15 protein-coding genes are annotated in these 13,817 nt (G+C 40.2%); 3 read left to right on the top strand and 12 right to left on the bottom strand.

The features are described from left to right. Position 1: 1 nt before the first annotated feature. The 7 genes from I6J02_RS07080 to I6J02_RS07050 all read right to left on the bottom strand — a co-directional run bounded on the left by I6J02_RS07080 (position 2) and on the right by I6J02_RS07050 (position 7,313). Positions 2-1,192: a M20 family metallopeptidase gene (locus I6J02_RS07080; protein WP_201681049.1), complete on the bottom strand. Its 1,191-nt coding sequence runs from the start codon at positions 1,190-1,192 to the stop codon at positions 2-4. 11 nt (positions 1,193-1,203) lie between these two features. Next, complete coding sequence (locus I6J02_RS07075; RefSeq protein WP_236582341.1) at positions 1,204-1,686, bottom strand: SPOR domain-containing protein; 483 nt, start codon at positions 1,684-1,686, stop codon at positions 1,204-1,206. A 5-nt stretch (positions 1,687-1,691) separates the two neighbouring features. Further along, complete coding sequence (gene secA / locus I6J02_RS07070; protein WP_201681048.1) at positions 1,692-4,991, bottom strand: preprotein translocase subunit SecA; 3,300 nt, start codon at positions 4,989-4,991, stop codon at positions 1,692-1,694. A 138-nt stretch (positions 4,992-5,129) separates the two neighbouring features. Beyond that, complete coding sequence (locus tag I6J02_RS07065; protein ID WP_201681047.1) at positions 5,130-6,002, bottom strand: menaquinone biosynthesis family protein; 873 nt, start codon at positions 6,000-6,002, stop codon at positions 5,130-5,132. Beyond that, positions 6,002-6,265, bottom strand: coding sequence for a hypothetical protein (locus I6J02_RS07060; RefSeq protein ID WP_201681046.1), 264 nt, complete (start codon positions 6,263-6,265; stop codon positions 6,002-6,004). Before I6J02_RS07060 ends, I6J02_RS07065 begins: the two co-directional genes overlap by 1 nt. Before the next feature lie 8 nt (positions 6,266-6,273). Beyond that, on the bottom strand, positions 6,274-7,047 hold the full coding sequence (gene surE, locus I6J02_RS07055) for a 5'/3'-nucleotidase SurE (RefSeq protein WP_201681045.1): 774 nt from the start codon (positions 7,045-7,047) through the stop codon (positions 6,274-6,276). Between the two features lie 80 nt (positions 7,048-7,127). Further along, positions 7,128-7,313 (bottom strand): CsbD family protein, encoded by a 186-nt coding sequence (locus I6J02_RS07050; RefSeq protein WP_002998456.1) that lies wholly within the window; start codon positions 7,311-7,313, stop codon positions 7,128-7,130. Between the two features lie 267 nt (positions 7,314-7,580). On the opposite strand from I6J02_RS07050, the gene kduI reads away from it, so the two are divergent. From kduI to I6J02_RS07035, 3 genes are read left to right on the top strand one after another with little or no spacing between them, the layout of a single operon-like run. Then, positions 7,581-8,426: a 5-dehydro-4-deoxy-D-glucuronate isomerase gene (gene kduI, locus I6J02_RS07045; RefSeq protein ID WP_201681044.1), complete on the top strand. Its 846-nt coding sequence runs from the start codon at positions 7,581-7,583 to the stop codon at positions 8,424-8,426. A 6-nt stretch (positions 8,427-8,432) separates the two neighbouring features. Continuing rightward, positions 8,433-9,548 (top strand): DUF4861 family protein, encoded by a 1,116-nt coding sequence (locus I6J02_RS07040; RefSeq protein ID WP_201681043.1) that lies wholly within the window; start codon positions 8,433-8,435, stop codon positions 9,546-9,548. Between the two features lie 46 nt (positions 9,549-9,594). Then, positions 9,595-10,365: an SDR family oxidoreductase gene (locus tag I6J02_RS07035; RefSeq protein ID WP_411028014.1), complete on the top strand. Its 771-nt coding sequence runs from the start codon at positions 9,595-9,597 to the stop codon at positions 10,363-10,365. Positions 10,366-10,431: 66 nt separating this feature from the next. Here the strand turns inward: I6J02_RS07035 and I6J02_RS07030 are convergent, their stop codons facing one another. The 5 genes from I6J02_RS07030 to I6J02_RS07010 all read right to left on the bottom strand — a co-directional run bounded on the left by I6J02_RS07030 (position 10,432) and on the right by I6J02_RS07010 (position 13,794). Continuing rightward, the gene (locus I6J02_RS07030) at positions 10,432-10,956 is read right to left on the bottom strand and encodes an ExbD/TolR family protein (RefSeq protein WP_201681042.1); all 525 of its coding nucleotides are present in this window, start codon (positions 10,954-10,956) and stop codon (positions 10,432-10,434) included. A gap of 140 nt (positions 10,957-11,096) precedes the next feature. After that, complete coding sequence (gene nadD / locus I6J02_RS07025) at positions 11,097-11,675, bottom strand: nicotinate (nicotinamide) nucleotide adenylyltransferase (RefSeq protein WP_201681041.1); 579 nt, start codon at positions 11,673-11,675, stop codon at positions 11,097-11,099. Between the two features lie 13 nt (positions 11,676-11,688). Then, the gene (gene gmk / locus I6J02_RS07020) at positions 11,689-12,261 is read right to left on the bottom strand and encodes a guanylate kinase (RefSeq protein ID WP_201681040.1); all 573 of its coding nucleotides are present in this window, start codon (positions 12,259-12,261) and stop codon (positions 11,689-11,691) included. A gap of 4 nt (positions 12,262-12,265) precedes the next feature. Continuing rightward, positions 12,266-13,141, bottom strand: a complete 876-nt coding sequence (locus tag I6J02_RS07015) for a YicC/YloC family endoribonuclease (RefSeq protein WP_201681039.1) — start codon at positions 13,139-13,141, stop codon at positions 12,266-12,268. 80 nt (positions 13,142-13,221) lie between these two features. Beyond that, complete coding sequence (locus I6J02_RS07010) at positions 13,222-13,794, bottom strand: CAP domain-containing protein (RefSeq protein WP_236582340.1); 573 nt, start codon at positions 13,792-13,794, stop codon at positions 13,222-13,224. Between the last annotated feature and the right edge of the window lie 23 nt (positions 13,795-13,817).

The raw sequence follows: 13,817 nt of genomic DNA, 5'->3' as shown, positions 1-13,817 counted from the left end.
ATTAATTTCCTAATTTACGAAGTGCGATATAAGCCATCAGCCCCATACCTGTTCGTAATGATTGCTCATCAATATCAAATGTCGGTGTATGTACCGCCGAGGTAATTCCACGGGATGCATTTGCTGTTCCCAATCTATAGAAACAGGCGTCTGTTTCCTGAGAATAATATGAAAAATCTTCGGCTGCAGGCCACAGATCCAGATCAACAACGTTTTCTTTGCCCAGATAATCTTCTGCCAGCAATCTGGCCTGACGTGTCGTTAATTCATCATTAATTAAGAAAGGATAACCTTTACGCACTTCAAAATCACAGACAGCATCCATGCTTTCGGCTATGCCTACGGCCATCTTAACCATTTTTTCATGTGCTTCTGCACGCCATTTTTCATCGAAGGTTCTGAACGTTCCTTCCAGATATACTTCATTAGGAACTATATTTGTTGCACCATTTGCCTGTACCTTACCCCAGGATAATACTGTCGGTGTACGCGGATCTGCCATACGGCTTACAATCTGCTGTAAAGCGGTAATGATATGTGCAGTTATGACAATAGGATCTATATTCTGGTGAGGATGTGCTCCATGCCCGCCCCTGCCCTTGACAGTCATAAACAGCTCATCACAGGAAGCCATATACTTGCCTTCCCTGAAACCGACTTTCCCGGTCTCTATAAAAGGCATTACATGTTGGCCGATGATAGATTTAGGCTCCGGATTATGTAATACTCCTTCTTTGATCATCAGTGATGCTCCGCCGGGAAGACGTTCTTCTCCAGGTTGAAAGATCAGTTTGACTGTGCCTGAAAAAGTAGATTTGAGACGATGAAGGATTCTGGCAACGCCCAGCAATGAGGATGTATGAGCGTCATGACCGCAGGCATGCATTACCCCCTGATTAGAGGAACCGTATGACCTGCCTTCTACTTCCTGAATCGGTAAAGCATCGATATCCGCCCGAAGAGCAATTACCTCTTCTCCGGGAAGATCTCCTTTTACTAATGCCACTACTCCTGTATTGGCCATTGTTGTAAACGGAATATCAAGCTGTCTTAACTGATCCTGTATGAAAGCAGAGGTATTGTATTCTTCAAAGGAAAGTTCAGGATGCTGATGCAGATGTCTTCTGATAGCTATAATATCATTTAAAAACTCTTCTGCCAGTTGTTGTACCTGTTCCTTTGAAATTGTCATGATTAGCAACTTTAACGATAGACATACACGTCTTCTGTAAAGACGAATACATTATCAAACTGAGACCTTAAAATACGCATCAGATTGTTTGCTTCTGAGCGACTTGTAAAGTCTCCCACTTTTACACGGTAGTTCGGCTCATCATAATTGACATAAGCCTCATACTCTTTATATAGGTTTTTGAATCTTCCCTGTTCAGCATATGCCTCATTACGGCTTGCTCCGGAAAAGATCTGTACTCTGAATCCCCGAACTTTGACACGCTTCATCTTGGACTTATCCACTACGGAGGTTTTTCCTATAGAAACGGTCTTTTTTTCAAGAGAGGGATTAATACCTTCTTCCAATCTGTAGGCTTGCAGAACCGAGATCAGGGAGTCCTTGAACACCTCAACCCGTCCTGATTGCTGAGCTTTTGCAAACACGGCAAATCCAAACATCAAAAAAAATAGTATTAATCCCTTTTTATACATATTGAATACTTTATTCTTCAAAAAGATTAACTGTTTTTGCCGTGGCAATTTTTGTATTTTTTACCTGACCCGCAAGGACAATCATCATTTCTGCCTACAGTCGCTTCTTTTCGGATAGGCTGTGTAACGACATTTTCTCTTGTGTCCTGTACATCTTCGTCACTCACTCCGGTAGGAGACGTCAGTTCTGCTTTTGAAGCAACCACTCTTGCCGGCTGTGCCGGTATAGGACGGGCTTCAGCCACTTCCTGTGTCTGACCCGGGATTTCTCCTTTAAATAAGAAGCTGACAATTTCTTTATTCATCGAAGCTAACATCGATTTAAATAAAGAGTAAGCTTCCATTTTATAGATAATGATCGGATCTTTCTGTTCGTATACCGCATTCTGAACAGACTGTTTCAAGTCGTCCATCTCACGAAGATGTTCTTTCCAGGCTTCGTCTATCAATGCCAGTACTATCCCTTTTTCGAATGATTTGAAAACTTCTCTTCCGTTTGTTTCGATTGCCTTTTTCAGATTAGTTGCAACCTGAATACCACGGATACCATCCGTAAAAGGAACAACTACATTTTCGATAACATTACCACGCTCAGCAAACACATTCGCCAGTACAGGCAATGTCTGTGTTCCGATCTGAACAGCTTTATTGTGATAATGATTGATCACCTGATCAAACAAACGATCTGTTAATGTAGTAATATTACTTTGTGCAAATTCTTCTGCTGTAACTTCCGGATCCAAAGCAAACAGTCTGATCACTTCCAGTTGGAACTCTTCGAATGATCCTCCTTCTTTTGCCTCTGCTACGATATCCTCAACAACATCAAAAATAGTGTTATTCAAATCTACATCCAGACGCTCTCCGAATAATGCATTTTTACGTTTAGTATAAATAACTGTACGCTGTGAGTTCATCACATCATCGTATTCCAGTAAACGTTTACGGATACCGAAGTTATTTTCCTCTACTTTGCGTTGAGCACGTTCGATAGATTTCGTCAGCATGCTGTGTTGCATCTCTTCGCCTTCTTCCACACCCATTTTTACCATGATGTTAGAAATACGCTCAGAAGCAAACAGACGCATCAGGTTGTCTTCCAGAGAAACGAAGAACTGAGAAGAACCCGGATCTCCCTGACGACCGGCACGACCTCTCAGCTGACGGTCTACACGACGTGATTCGTGACGCTCTGTACCGATGATAGCCAGACCACCTGCCTTGATGACATCCTCACTTAGCTTAATATCCGTACCACGACCAGCCATATTTGTAGCAATAGTCACTGTTCCGGCTTTACCAGCTTCAGCAACGATATCTGCCTCTTTCTGGTGCAATTTAGCATTCAGTACATTGTGTTTGATACCTCTCATCTTCAACATACGGCTCAGCAATTCGGAAATCTCGACCGAAGTAGTACCTACCAGTACCGGGCGGCCTTCTTCTGTCAGTCTCTGGATCTCCATTGCTACAGCATTGTATTTCTCACGGGCAGTACGATAGATCAGGTCATTTCTGTCATCACGCTGAATTGCTCTGTTTGTCGGGATTTCTACAACATCTAATTTGTAGATTTCCCAAAGCTCTCCTGCTTCTGTAGATGCTGTACCCGTCATACCAGACAATTTGTGGTACATACGGAAGTAGTTCTGTAAGGTAATCGTAGCGTATGTCTGTGTAGCATCCTCTACTTTAACATTTTCTTTTGCTTCGATCGCCTGATGAAGACCGTCAGAATAACGACGTCCTTCCATAATACGACCTGTCTGCTCATCTACGATTTTCACTTTTCCGTCATCAACGATATACTGATCATCGATTTCGAATAACGTGTATGCTTTTAATAACTGGTTGATCGAATGAATACGCTCAGATTTAACAGCGTAGTCACGTAACAATTCTTCTTTTTTATGAACTTTCTCTTCTGTAGTAAGCGTTGATTTTTCAATTTCAGCAATCTCCGTACCTACATCCGGAAGAATAAAGAAGCTTGGATCTTCTCCTGATGCTGTGATCAGTTCGATACCTTTATCTGTCAGCTCTACCTGATTATTTTTTTCATCAATGACGAAGAATAATTCCTTATCTACCTTAGGCATCTGACGGTTTTGCTCCGCCATGTAGTAGTTCTCTACCTTTTGAAGGATTTGTCTGTTACCACCTTCACTCAGGAATTTGATTAAAGCTTTATTTTTAGGAAGACCTCTGTAAGCACGTAATAAGGACATTCCTCCACCTTCTACATCCGAATCTCCGGCATTGATTGCTTTTTTAGCATCATTCAGGACAGTGTTGATATAGTTTTTCTGTGCATTTACCAATCGCTCGATACGTGGTTTCAATTGGTAGAACTCATGTTCATCCCCACGCGGAATAGGTCCGGAGATAATCAACGGTGTTCTGGCATCATCAATTAATACAGAGTCAACCTCATCGATCATGGCATAGTGCAGCTTGCCCTGTACCAGTGCATCGGGAGTCTGCGTCATATTGTCACGCAGGTAATCAAAACCAAATTCGTTATTTGTACCGTAAACAATGTCAGAAGCATATGCTTTACGACGTTGAGGTGAATTCGGCTGGTGCTTGTCTATACAGTCTACACTCAATCCGTGGAACTCGAATAACGGGCCATTCCACTCGGAGTCACGACGAGCAAGATAATCATTGACCGTAACGATGTGAACACCTTGTCCTGAAAGGGCATTCAGATAAGTAGGTAATGTTCCTACTAATGTTTTACCCTCCCCTGTAGACATCTCGGATATTTTACCCTGATGTAATACAATACCACCGATCAACTGTACATCATAGTGAACCATATTCCATTTCACTTCTGTACCCGCAGCAATCCAGGTATTTTTCCAGAAAGCTTTATCCCCTTCAATAATGACATTCGGTTTGCGGGATGCTATTTCTTTGTCAAACTCAGAAGCCGTAACCTCCAGCTGATCATTTTCGGAAAGACGTCTTGCTGTTTCTTTTACCACTGCAAATGCTTCGGGTAAAATCTCCATCAACACTTCTTCCAGTTTTTTATCGCGATCCTTTTTCAGCTTATCTATTTTATCATAGATTTCTGTTTTATGCATCATATCGACATCATCCGCATCTGCCTCTGTTTTCAGGGCATTTATTTCCTCATCGATATCTGCTAAGTATTCTTTAATTCGGTTTTTGAAGTCTGTTGTCTTAGAGCGCAGCTCATCATTGGTTATACTGGATAACTTTTCGTATTCAGCTTTAATTTTGGTAACAATGGGTTGGATAACTTTGATATCCCTTTCGGATTTACTACCAAATAATTTACTTAAAAATTTTAACATAATTTTTTATCTATCTCAATTTATAGCATTTCGCAATAATGACTCCAAAACTATTTTGCAGACAATTTGACACTAATCGGGCAAATTTAGTTATTAGATATGATAACTTACAAAATCACCGGCTTTTTTTTATTGATTTTAAGAAAGAAACAATTTCTTATCTGTATCAGGGATCAGCTTTAGAGCCAAAGCATTATCAAACATATAGGCAATAGCCTTTCTGCCCTCTGTCCCGAGGTCTCTGGAATAGGAATTAACATACAGCTCAATATGTTTGTACATCACTTCTTCGCTCATTTCCTGTGCATGTGAACGGATAAAGTCAAGTCCGGATTTTGGATGTTCAAAAGCAAAGGCTACACTCTTCTTTAATATGCGGTTAAGCTTTTGTTTCACTTCAACCTCCAACCCTCTCCTGACCACAATACCGCCCAGCGGAATCGGGAACCCGGTCGTCTTTTCCCAAAAATCGCCCAGATCAACTACTTTATGAAGTCCCTTATCTGCATAAGTGAATCTATTCTCGTGGATAATCAAGCCCAAATCAATGTCTCCGTCAATCACAGCCTGTTCAATACCCGAGAAAACAACTTCCTGTTTATTTTGCAATTGCGGAAAAGCCAGGCCTAAAAGAAAATTTGCAGTGGTGTATTTTCCCGGGATTCCTATTCTCAAATCTGCCAGATCAGCACTTAATGTTCCTTTAGTATCCAGAGATTCTTTCAGTCGCTCTGCCAATTTTTCATCTTTTGTGATCAGCAAAGGGCCGACACCAAATCCAAGGGCACTCCCGGCATCCAGTAATTCATAGTCTTCTACCGCATAGGCGAAGGCATGGTAACTCAGCTTAGTTACATCCAGTTCCTGCTGAAAAGCTTTTTGGTTAAGGGTTTCCACATCCTGGTATTCCACTTCAAAACTCAAGCCTTCTGTATCTATCTTATTGTGAATGAGCGCATCGAAGATAAACGTATCATTAGGGCATGGAGAAAAACCTAATGTTAATTTCATTATCCAAATATTTTTAATGTATAAATCAATATGACTGTCCCTGCAAATGTAACCAACATAATACCCCTGGCCGTCTGCTCTTTGTCATTTCTATAAAAGTAACGGAGCATAACCAGGTTGACTAATCCGGCAATAACATATAGTGCAGCGGGCTTATTGGCTGACAGCATAGTCTCCAGAGCGGTATAAGTCGTCAGAAGATACGCAACCAAAGGAGCAATGACGCCGATTGCCATCCCGATTAAAAAGTTATTTTTCTGCATGATCCGGATTAAACATCAAAACTCCAGGAATTCAACTCGGGAATGGCATGATGTGCGGTCATGTCATATTGTGTCGGAACGACAGATACATATCCGTGATTGAGAGCATGTGCATCTGTATCTTCTCCGCGGTCTTCCAGTTGAAATTTGCCCGTAAGCCAGAAATAATCCCGGTTGTGCGGATCTACACGTTCATCAAACTCCTCTACCCAGCGAGCACCTGCCTGACGGCAGATCTTAATTCCTTTAATATCGTTCCCTTGCGGAAAATTGACGTTTAACAACGTGTTCTTTGGCAATCCGTTGTTGAGTACCTGTTGGGTTATACTCAATATATAAGGCCTGCAGGGATCAAAGTTGGCATCGTATGTAAAATCATCCAAAGAAAATCCGATAGAAGGAATAGATTCAATAGCCCCTTCAACCGCAGCCGACATTGTCCCGGAGTACAGGACATTAATAGAATTATTAAGGCCATGATTGATACCTGATACACAGATATCCGGCTTCTTACCTTTGAAAATCTTATTTACAGCCAGTTTTACGCAATCTACAGGAGTACCGGAACATTTGTACATTTCTACTCCTTCATAGAGATTTACTTTATCCAGTCGCAAAGGTTTTCCGATAGTTATCGCATGTCCCATTCCCGATTGCGGGCTGTCCGGAGCTACGACGACAACATGTCCCAGTTTTTGCATTTCTTCAATAAGCACCTTTATTCCCGGTGCTGTTATACCGTCATCGTTAACCACTAATATGGTTGGCTTCTTTTTTACCATACTGCTAATTTAGAAAGAAAAAAAGAAAGCGCTAGCTAAATTAGCTAACGCTTAACGATCTTATTACAATAACTAAAGGATTACAAACTGTTGAACCAGTTTTCTACTTCTTCCTTCGTTTTTCCAGTTTTCTTTTGAATGCGGCCCAACAGTTCATCGGCTTTTCCTTCTTCGTATAACAAATCATCATCTGTCAAATCTGCATACGACTGTTTAACCTTACCTTTTAATTCGTTCCAACGGCCTTCCCATGTTAATTTACTCATCTTTTTCCTCCTTTGTTTTAATTTAAAAAATTTTGAGAATGTAATAAGATAACAACCTTACCCCCCTTTTTGTTTTAGAATACGAACTATTCCTCAACACTCTTCTTATAATCAACTCTTTATATTTTACCTGTATTTAGCCTTTAGTTCTTAATTTTACTTAAATTAAGGATTGAAAACCTTTTCGTAGAATTATATGTCAATCCGGCCTAAAACCGTTAATTTAGAAATTTATTCACCCCTCATTACTATTAATTTTTTTCTAATATGAAAACAATATTTGAATCCAGATACGCAATCGGTCCTCAGGAAAGCAAAACCCTTGATACTGCCGGTCTAAGAAAAAACTTTTTGATAGAAAAGCTCTTTGATGCAGATCAAATTCATTTTGTATATACACACTATGACCGCTATATGGCCGGAGGTGCCATGCCGGTATCCGGAAAAATCAAATTAGATACAATTCCTGAATTATTGAAAGAAGAGTATTTTTTGAGTCGCCGTGAATTGGGCATTATCAATGTTGGTGGAAAGGGTTCGGTAGAAGTTGACGGAACGGTATATGAACTGGAATACAAAGAAGCATTGTATATAGGAAAAGGAAATAAAGAAATCTTCTTTAGCAGCGAAGATCCTCAAAAACCTGCTAAATTCTATATGAATTCCACACCTGCACACCGCAATTTTCCAACGAAAAAAGTAACTAAAGAAACAGCCATTAAAAAAGAACTGGGCACTTTGGAAACCGCCAATCACCGTACCATTAATCAAATGTTGCTCAATACAGTGCTGGAAACTTGTCAGCTGCAGATGGGAATGACAGAGCTTCAGCCGGGTTCTGTATGGAACACGATGCCGGCACACACGCATGACCGCCGCATGGAAGTATATTTTTATTTCGAAGTGCCTCAGGAGCAATCTGTATGTCACTTTATGGGACAACCGGATGAAACAAGACATATCTGGATGCAAAATGATCAGGCCGTTATATCTCCGCCATGGTCCATACATTCTGGCGCTGGCACTAGTAATTATACTTTCATCTGGGGAATGGCCGGTGAAAACCTGGACTATGATGATATGGACAAAGTGGCAATAAACGACTTAAAATAAAGAAAGATGAAAAAGACATTCATAGCTGCTTTTGTAGCTCTTGCGCTTGCAAATTCTTTATCCGCACAGCAAAAAATTGTAGTTAAAAATCCGGGTAATCATTCCCGTCATGAACTGATAAGTATACCTTATTCCTCGTTCACAAAGCATTTTAAAGTAGATTCCGTCTTTACGATTGTCAATGCAGCTGACGGTTCTGAAGTTGCACATCAACTTGAAAAGCTGGGACAGTCTTCTCCACAGAACGTTCTGGTGGAAGTCAACGTTGGTAAACAACAGGAACTGACTTTAACGGTAAAACCTCAAAAAGCATCTGCTTTTCAGGCACGGACCTATGCAAGGTATGTCCCTGAGCGGAAGGATGATTTTGCCTGGGAAAATGATATTGCGGCATACAGAGCTTACGGCAAAGCATTAGAAGGCACAAGTGAAGATGCACAAGGTTTCGATTTTTGGTCAAAAAGAACATCCGAACTGGTTATTAATGAATGGTACAAGACAGGCGATTATCATGCAGATCATGGAAAAGGTCTGGACTATTATTCAGTAGGTCAGACGTTAGGCGTCGGTGATCTGGCCTTATTTGTCAATGGAAACATAAAGTTTACCAAACATTACCGCAAATTTGAAGTGCTGGACAATGGCCCTATCCGGTCGACATTCAAATTGATATTCGAACCTCAGGAAATAGAAGGAAACACGATTGAAATCTCCAAAACAATATCTATTGATGCAGGTTCTCAGCTCAATAAAATACAGGTAGAGCTGAAAAACAATAAGAAATCTTCCACAGCTGTAGTAATAGGACTATCCCGCAGAGGTGAAGAAATACCAGCTTATCAATTTGCAGACAACAGTCTTGCATATTGGGAGCCTACACTAGCTGATAAGGGAACTACCGGCACGGCTGTATTGTTCGGAAAAGATAAAATAACGTTAGATACAAAGGATCCTAAACAGTTTCTGGTACACACGACTATTCCGGGAAATAAGAAATTTGTTTATTATAACGGTGCTGCCTGGGATAGAGCCGGAAAAATCACAACAGCACAGGAATGGTTTGATTACATAAAGCAGCAACAACAAAATATTAGCGCACCGCTAAAGGTAACACTGAAATAACAGCATCAGAAGTGTTATCAGCATACAACTTTTAAAGATATATACTATGTCCATAACCCAAATGTTTGACCTGACAGGGAAAACAGCTATCGTAACAGGCTGTAAAAGAGGTATCGGAAAAGCCATAGCCGAAGCACTTGCAGAGGCTGGAGCAGATATTATAGGAGTATCTGCATCTCTGGAACTGCAGGACTCTGCTGTAGAAAAATCCGTTAAAGCTATCGGAAGAAAATTCAGTGCATATCAGACAGACTTTTCCAACAGAAAAGACCTTTATGCTTTTATTGAAAAGGTCAAAGCAGAACATCCGCAGATTGATATTCTTTTTAATAATGCTGGTAATATTCTGCGAAAACCAGTCGCAGAACACCCGGATGAATACTGGGATGAGATTATCGAAATCAATCAAAATGCACAATTTATACTGACCCGGGAAATCGGAAAAGAAATGGTGGCAAGAGGGTCCGGGAAAATCATATTTACAGCTTCTCTCCTGACATTTCAGGGAGGAATTAATGTTCCAGGATATGCAGCATCCAAAGGAGCAATAGGCTCTCTTGTAAAAGCGTTCTCCAATGAATGGGCTTCAAAAGGAGTCAATGTGAATGCATTCGCTCCGGGATATATTGCAACGGACAACACAGAAGCGCTCCGTGATGATCCTGAAAGGTCAAAATCTATATTAGATCGCATTCCTGCAGGAAGATGGGGGCAGCCGGAAGATTTTAAAGGCCCTGCCATTTTCTTAGCATCTCAGGCATCTGACTATGTACACGGTACTATTCTTACCGTAGATGGCGGATGGATGGGAAGATAATCTCAATATAAAATAAAAGGCTTCCGAAAAGGGAAGCCTTTTATTTTACTGGTTGTTTCCTGCCTATTACAGCATTTCCTTTTCTTTTTCAGACATCTTTGTAATCATAAACCGCCGGACATCGGCTATCTGAATCTCATCCAGAACATCTACCAGATTCTTTGTAACCGATTCATTTCCGGGTTTGATCAGCACAATCATATCTTGTCCTCCAGTACTTTGTAGTATCTCCGTTTTCAAATTTATCAAAAGCTCCCTCAGTCCCAGTTTACCATATGACACCTTTACAGGTTTGCTCTTTGGATGCTGGTCAGCACCTTTATAATAGGTAATTTCATTTTGGTCTCCTAATAAAAGATTGATGGTGCGGTCCTCGTTAATCAATACCGGTTCGGTAATAGGTCCCTTATCCGGCATAGCGACAGCCAGATTATTGGGTGTATTCAATGAAGTGGTCAGCATAAAAAAGGTAATCAGTAAAAATGCCAGATCTACCATTGCCGTCAGATCTACTTTAGGCATAGCCCTTGCTCTGATACTTCTCCTTTCCTTTTTTCCGGTGTTTTGTTGTTTAAGACTTAGCTCTGCCATGACCTTGAAGTTTAAAAGTTAAATAATGGTTATTTAACTTTAGGATGCTTTAAAAACGTCCTTTCCATAAAAAAGAAAAACTAAATCCTGCAGCTGTGGCAATAAAAAAGCCCACCTGAATAGATGGGCTATGTCTTTTTTTATTTTGAATAAAGACCCTTTTTGTCTATAAATTCTATAACCTTATCCGGTGTAAAAAACTTAATATCTTTCCCTTCCTGAATGGCCTTTCGTATAAATGTAGAAGACAATTCCATTAATGGGGTATCCGTGATGGTGATAGAAGGGTGATCTTTAAAATCTCCGGAATTGTAGCCGGGTCTCGGGTATACATAGATGTGATAATCCCGCAGAATGATATCTATATTCTTCCATTTCTGAAGAGATTCCAGATTATCCTGTCCCATAATAAGGTGAAACTGCTTATCCGGATATTTTTCAGATAAGTGTACAAGTGTATCTATAGTATAGGATGGCACAGGCAGATTAAACTCAATGTTACTACACCTTAAGTTTTCCGTATCTTCAATAGCCAGATTCACCATCTCCAGACGATCATAAGGATCCGCTAAAGATGCTTTCTTTTTAAAGGGATTCTGAGGGGATACCACAAACCATACTTCATCCAGAGCAGTATGATTAGCCATATAATTGGCAATGATCAAATGCCCTACATGTACCGGATTGAAAGATCCAAAGAAAAGCCCAACCTTCTTCATCGCCGATCTGTACTTAATCCTGATCGATAAAATCTAACAATAGTTTTTCTGCTTCAGCACATGCTGTATCCAGATCATAATTTTTGAGGATGACATCAAACCGATCAGCAAAAGACAACTCATGTTCCGCTTTTGCAAAGCGCTCTTTCAGTTTATCTTCACTATCAGTACCACGACCTCTCAACCGATCTTTCAACACTTCCAGAGAAGGCGGTTTTACAAATATAGAAAGTGCCTGATCCGGAAATTTGGATCGCAGCCGCAATCCTCCGACAACATCTATATCAAAAATAACATGCTTTCCTTTTTCCCAGATACGCTCTACCTCTGAACGGAGTGTACCGTAAAAAGTACCGGAATAAACTTCTTCAAACTCAATGAACTCCTGCTTTGCAATTTTATGCAAAAATTCTTCTTTCGAAATAAAATAATAATCCTTTCCGTCCACTTCCTCTCCACGCGGTTCACGCGTACTGGCCGAAATCGAAAACTCTATTTTATCCGGATATTTATTTAATAAGTGTCTTACTATTGTTGTTTTTCCTGCTCCTGAAGGTGCAGAAAAAATGATTAACTTTCCTTTCATGCGGCTATAAAACGTTTAGCAACTGTTCTTTAATTTTCTCTAACTCCTCTTTCATACGAACCACGATCTGCTGTATCTCCGCATTATTCGCTTTTGATCCTAAAGTATTGATTTCTCTTCCCATCTCCTGAGAGATAAATCCAAGTTTTTTACCATTAGAATCCGGTGCATTCAATGCTTCTAAAAAATAATTACAATGACTGCGTAAGCGGACTTTCTCTTCCGTGATATCCAGTTTATCGATATAATAAATCAGCTCTTGCTCAAACCTGTTCTTATCGATATTCTCTTTGCCGACGACTTCGTCCATATACTGGCTGATACGCTCTCTTATCAACGGAATGCGGGAAGTTTCTTTTGCTTCTACTGAAGTCAGATAGTCCAGGATAAACTGTACACGCTGTTCCAGATCATTCCGTAATACCACTCCTTCCTTTTCCCGGAATATATTAAACTGATTAACGGCTTCCTTAAAAGCGGTCATCAATATACCACCTTCTTCTTCATCAACCGTGTCATCATTATTGGTTACCACTTCGGGCATATCCAAAGCCAAAGCAAACAAAGAAGCTTGCTTATCACCAAGTTCTACAGCGATGTCCTGAAGTTGTTCGTAATATTTTTTTAAGAGAGCAGCATTAATATTTGAGGCTTTTGCTGTCTGATCGGTATACTCAACGTTTACCATCACGTTGACTTTCCCTCTTTCAATAAGCTTACCACACTCTCCGCGAAGGGTCAGCTCTTTATCGGAAACCGCCTTAGGAAGACGGATATTAAGCTCTAAGAATTTTGAATTGAGGGATTTTATTTCAACACTATACTTAACCTTTTCATTGTCATGAGTGCCAATACCATACCCGGTCATTGATTTTATCATATGCAAAGGTATGAAAAGTAAAAAATAAAAAGTAAAAAATAAACCGGTGAAAGTGAGCTTTATAGAAGATAATGCATTTATTACCAGTCATGCTTTGCGATTATAACACAGAGATAGCTTTTATAAGTCGCTCCCGAAGGGATCCTGACATATCCAATACCTATATCCTGGAGGGATCCGTTCCATTTATCCATGCCAAGCAAATGCTTACGATGCATAAAACCGGGAGATCCTTTCCCGATAATCAGCGCCCTTATTCCTTCTTCTGCAGAAGGATGGTTGGCAGCTATAGATTCAAAATTATTTGCTTTAATGTTTTTTAACCAGTCTTTGTTTAAAGAATATCCTCCTTCAGCGATCTGTACATTCACGCCCACACCATCAGGTGTAATGTGGTCAAAATAAGCTCTTTTAGCCATATCATAAGCTCTTTCTTCCGCAACTTTAGCTAATTGTTTGTTCCAGACTAATGCCTTTCTGGTTACATTTTGTATATCCGATATTCCCAGTTGCTTCTTGTATTTAGAAGGATTACTGCGTATATCATTAAGTAATACATAGGCATCTTTTGCTTCACCTCTTTCTGTGGTAATACGTTGTGCTTGTGCAACATGAGCAACCAGCGAAAAAATCGCTACAATCAGATATTTCATAGGCATATTTTATAGTGAAGACT

This window comes from Sphingobacterium spiritivorum, assembly GCF_016725325.1.
Taxonomy (GTDB): Bacteria; Bacteroidota; Bacteroidia; order Sphingobacteriales; family Sphingobacteriaceae; genus Sphingobacterium.
The sequence above is the reverse complement of the archived record's forward strand: the minus strand, read 5'-3'. Positions and strand labels throughout refer to the sequence as shown.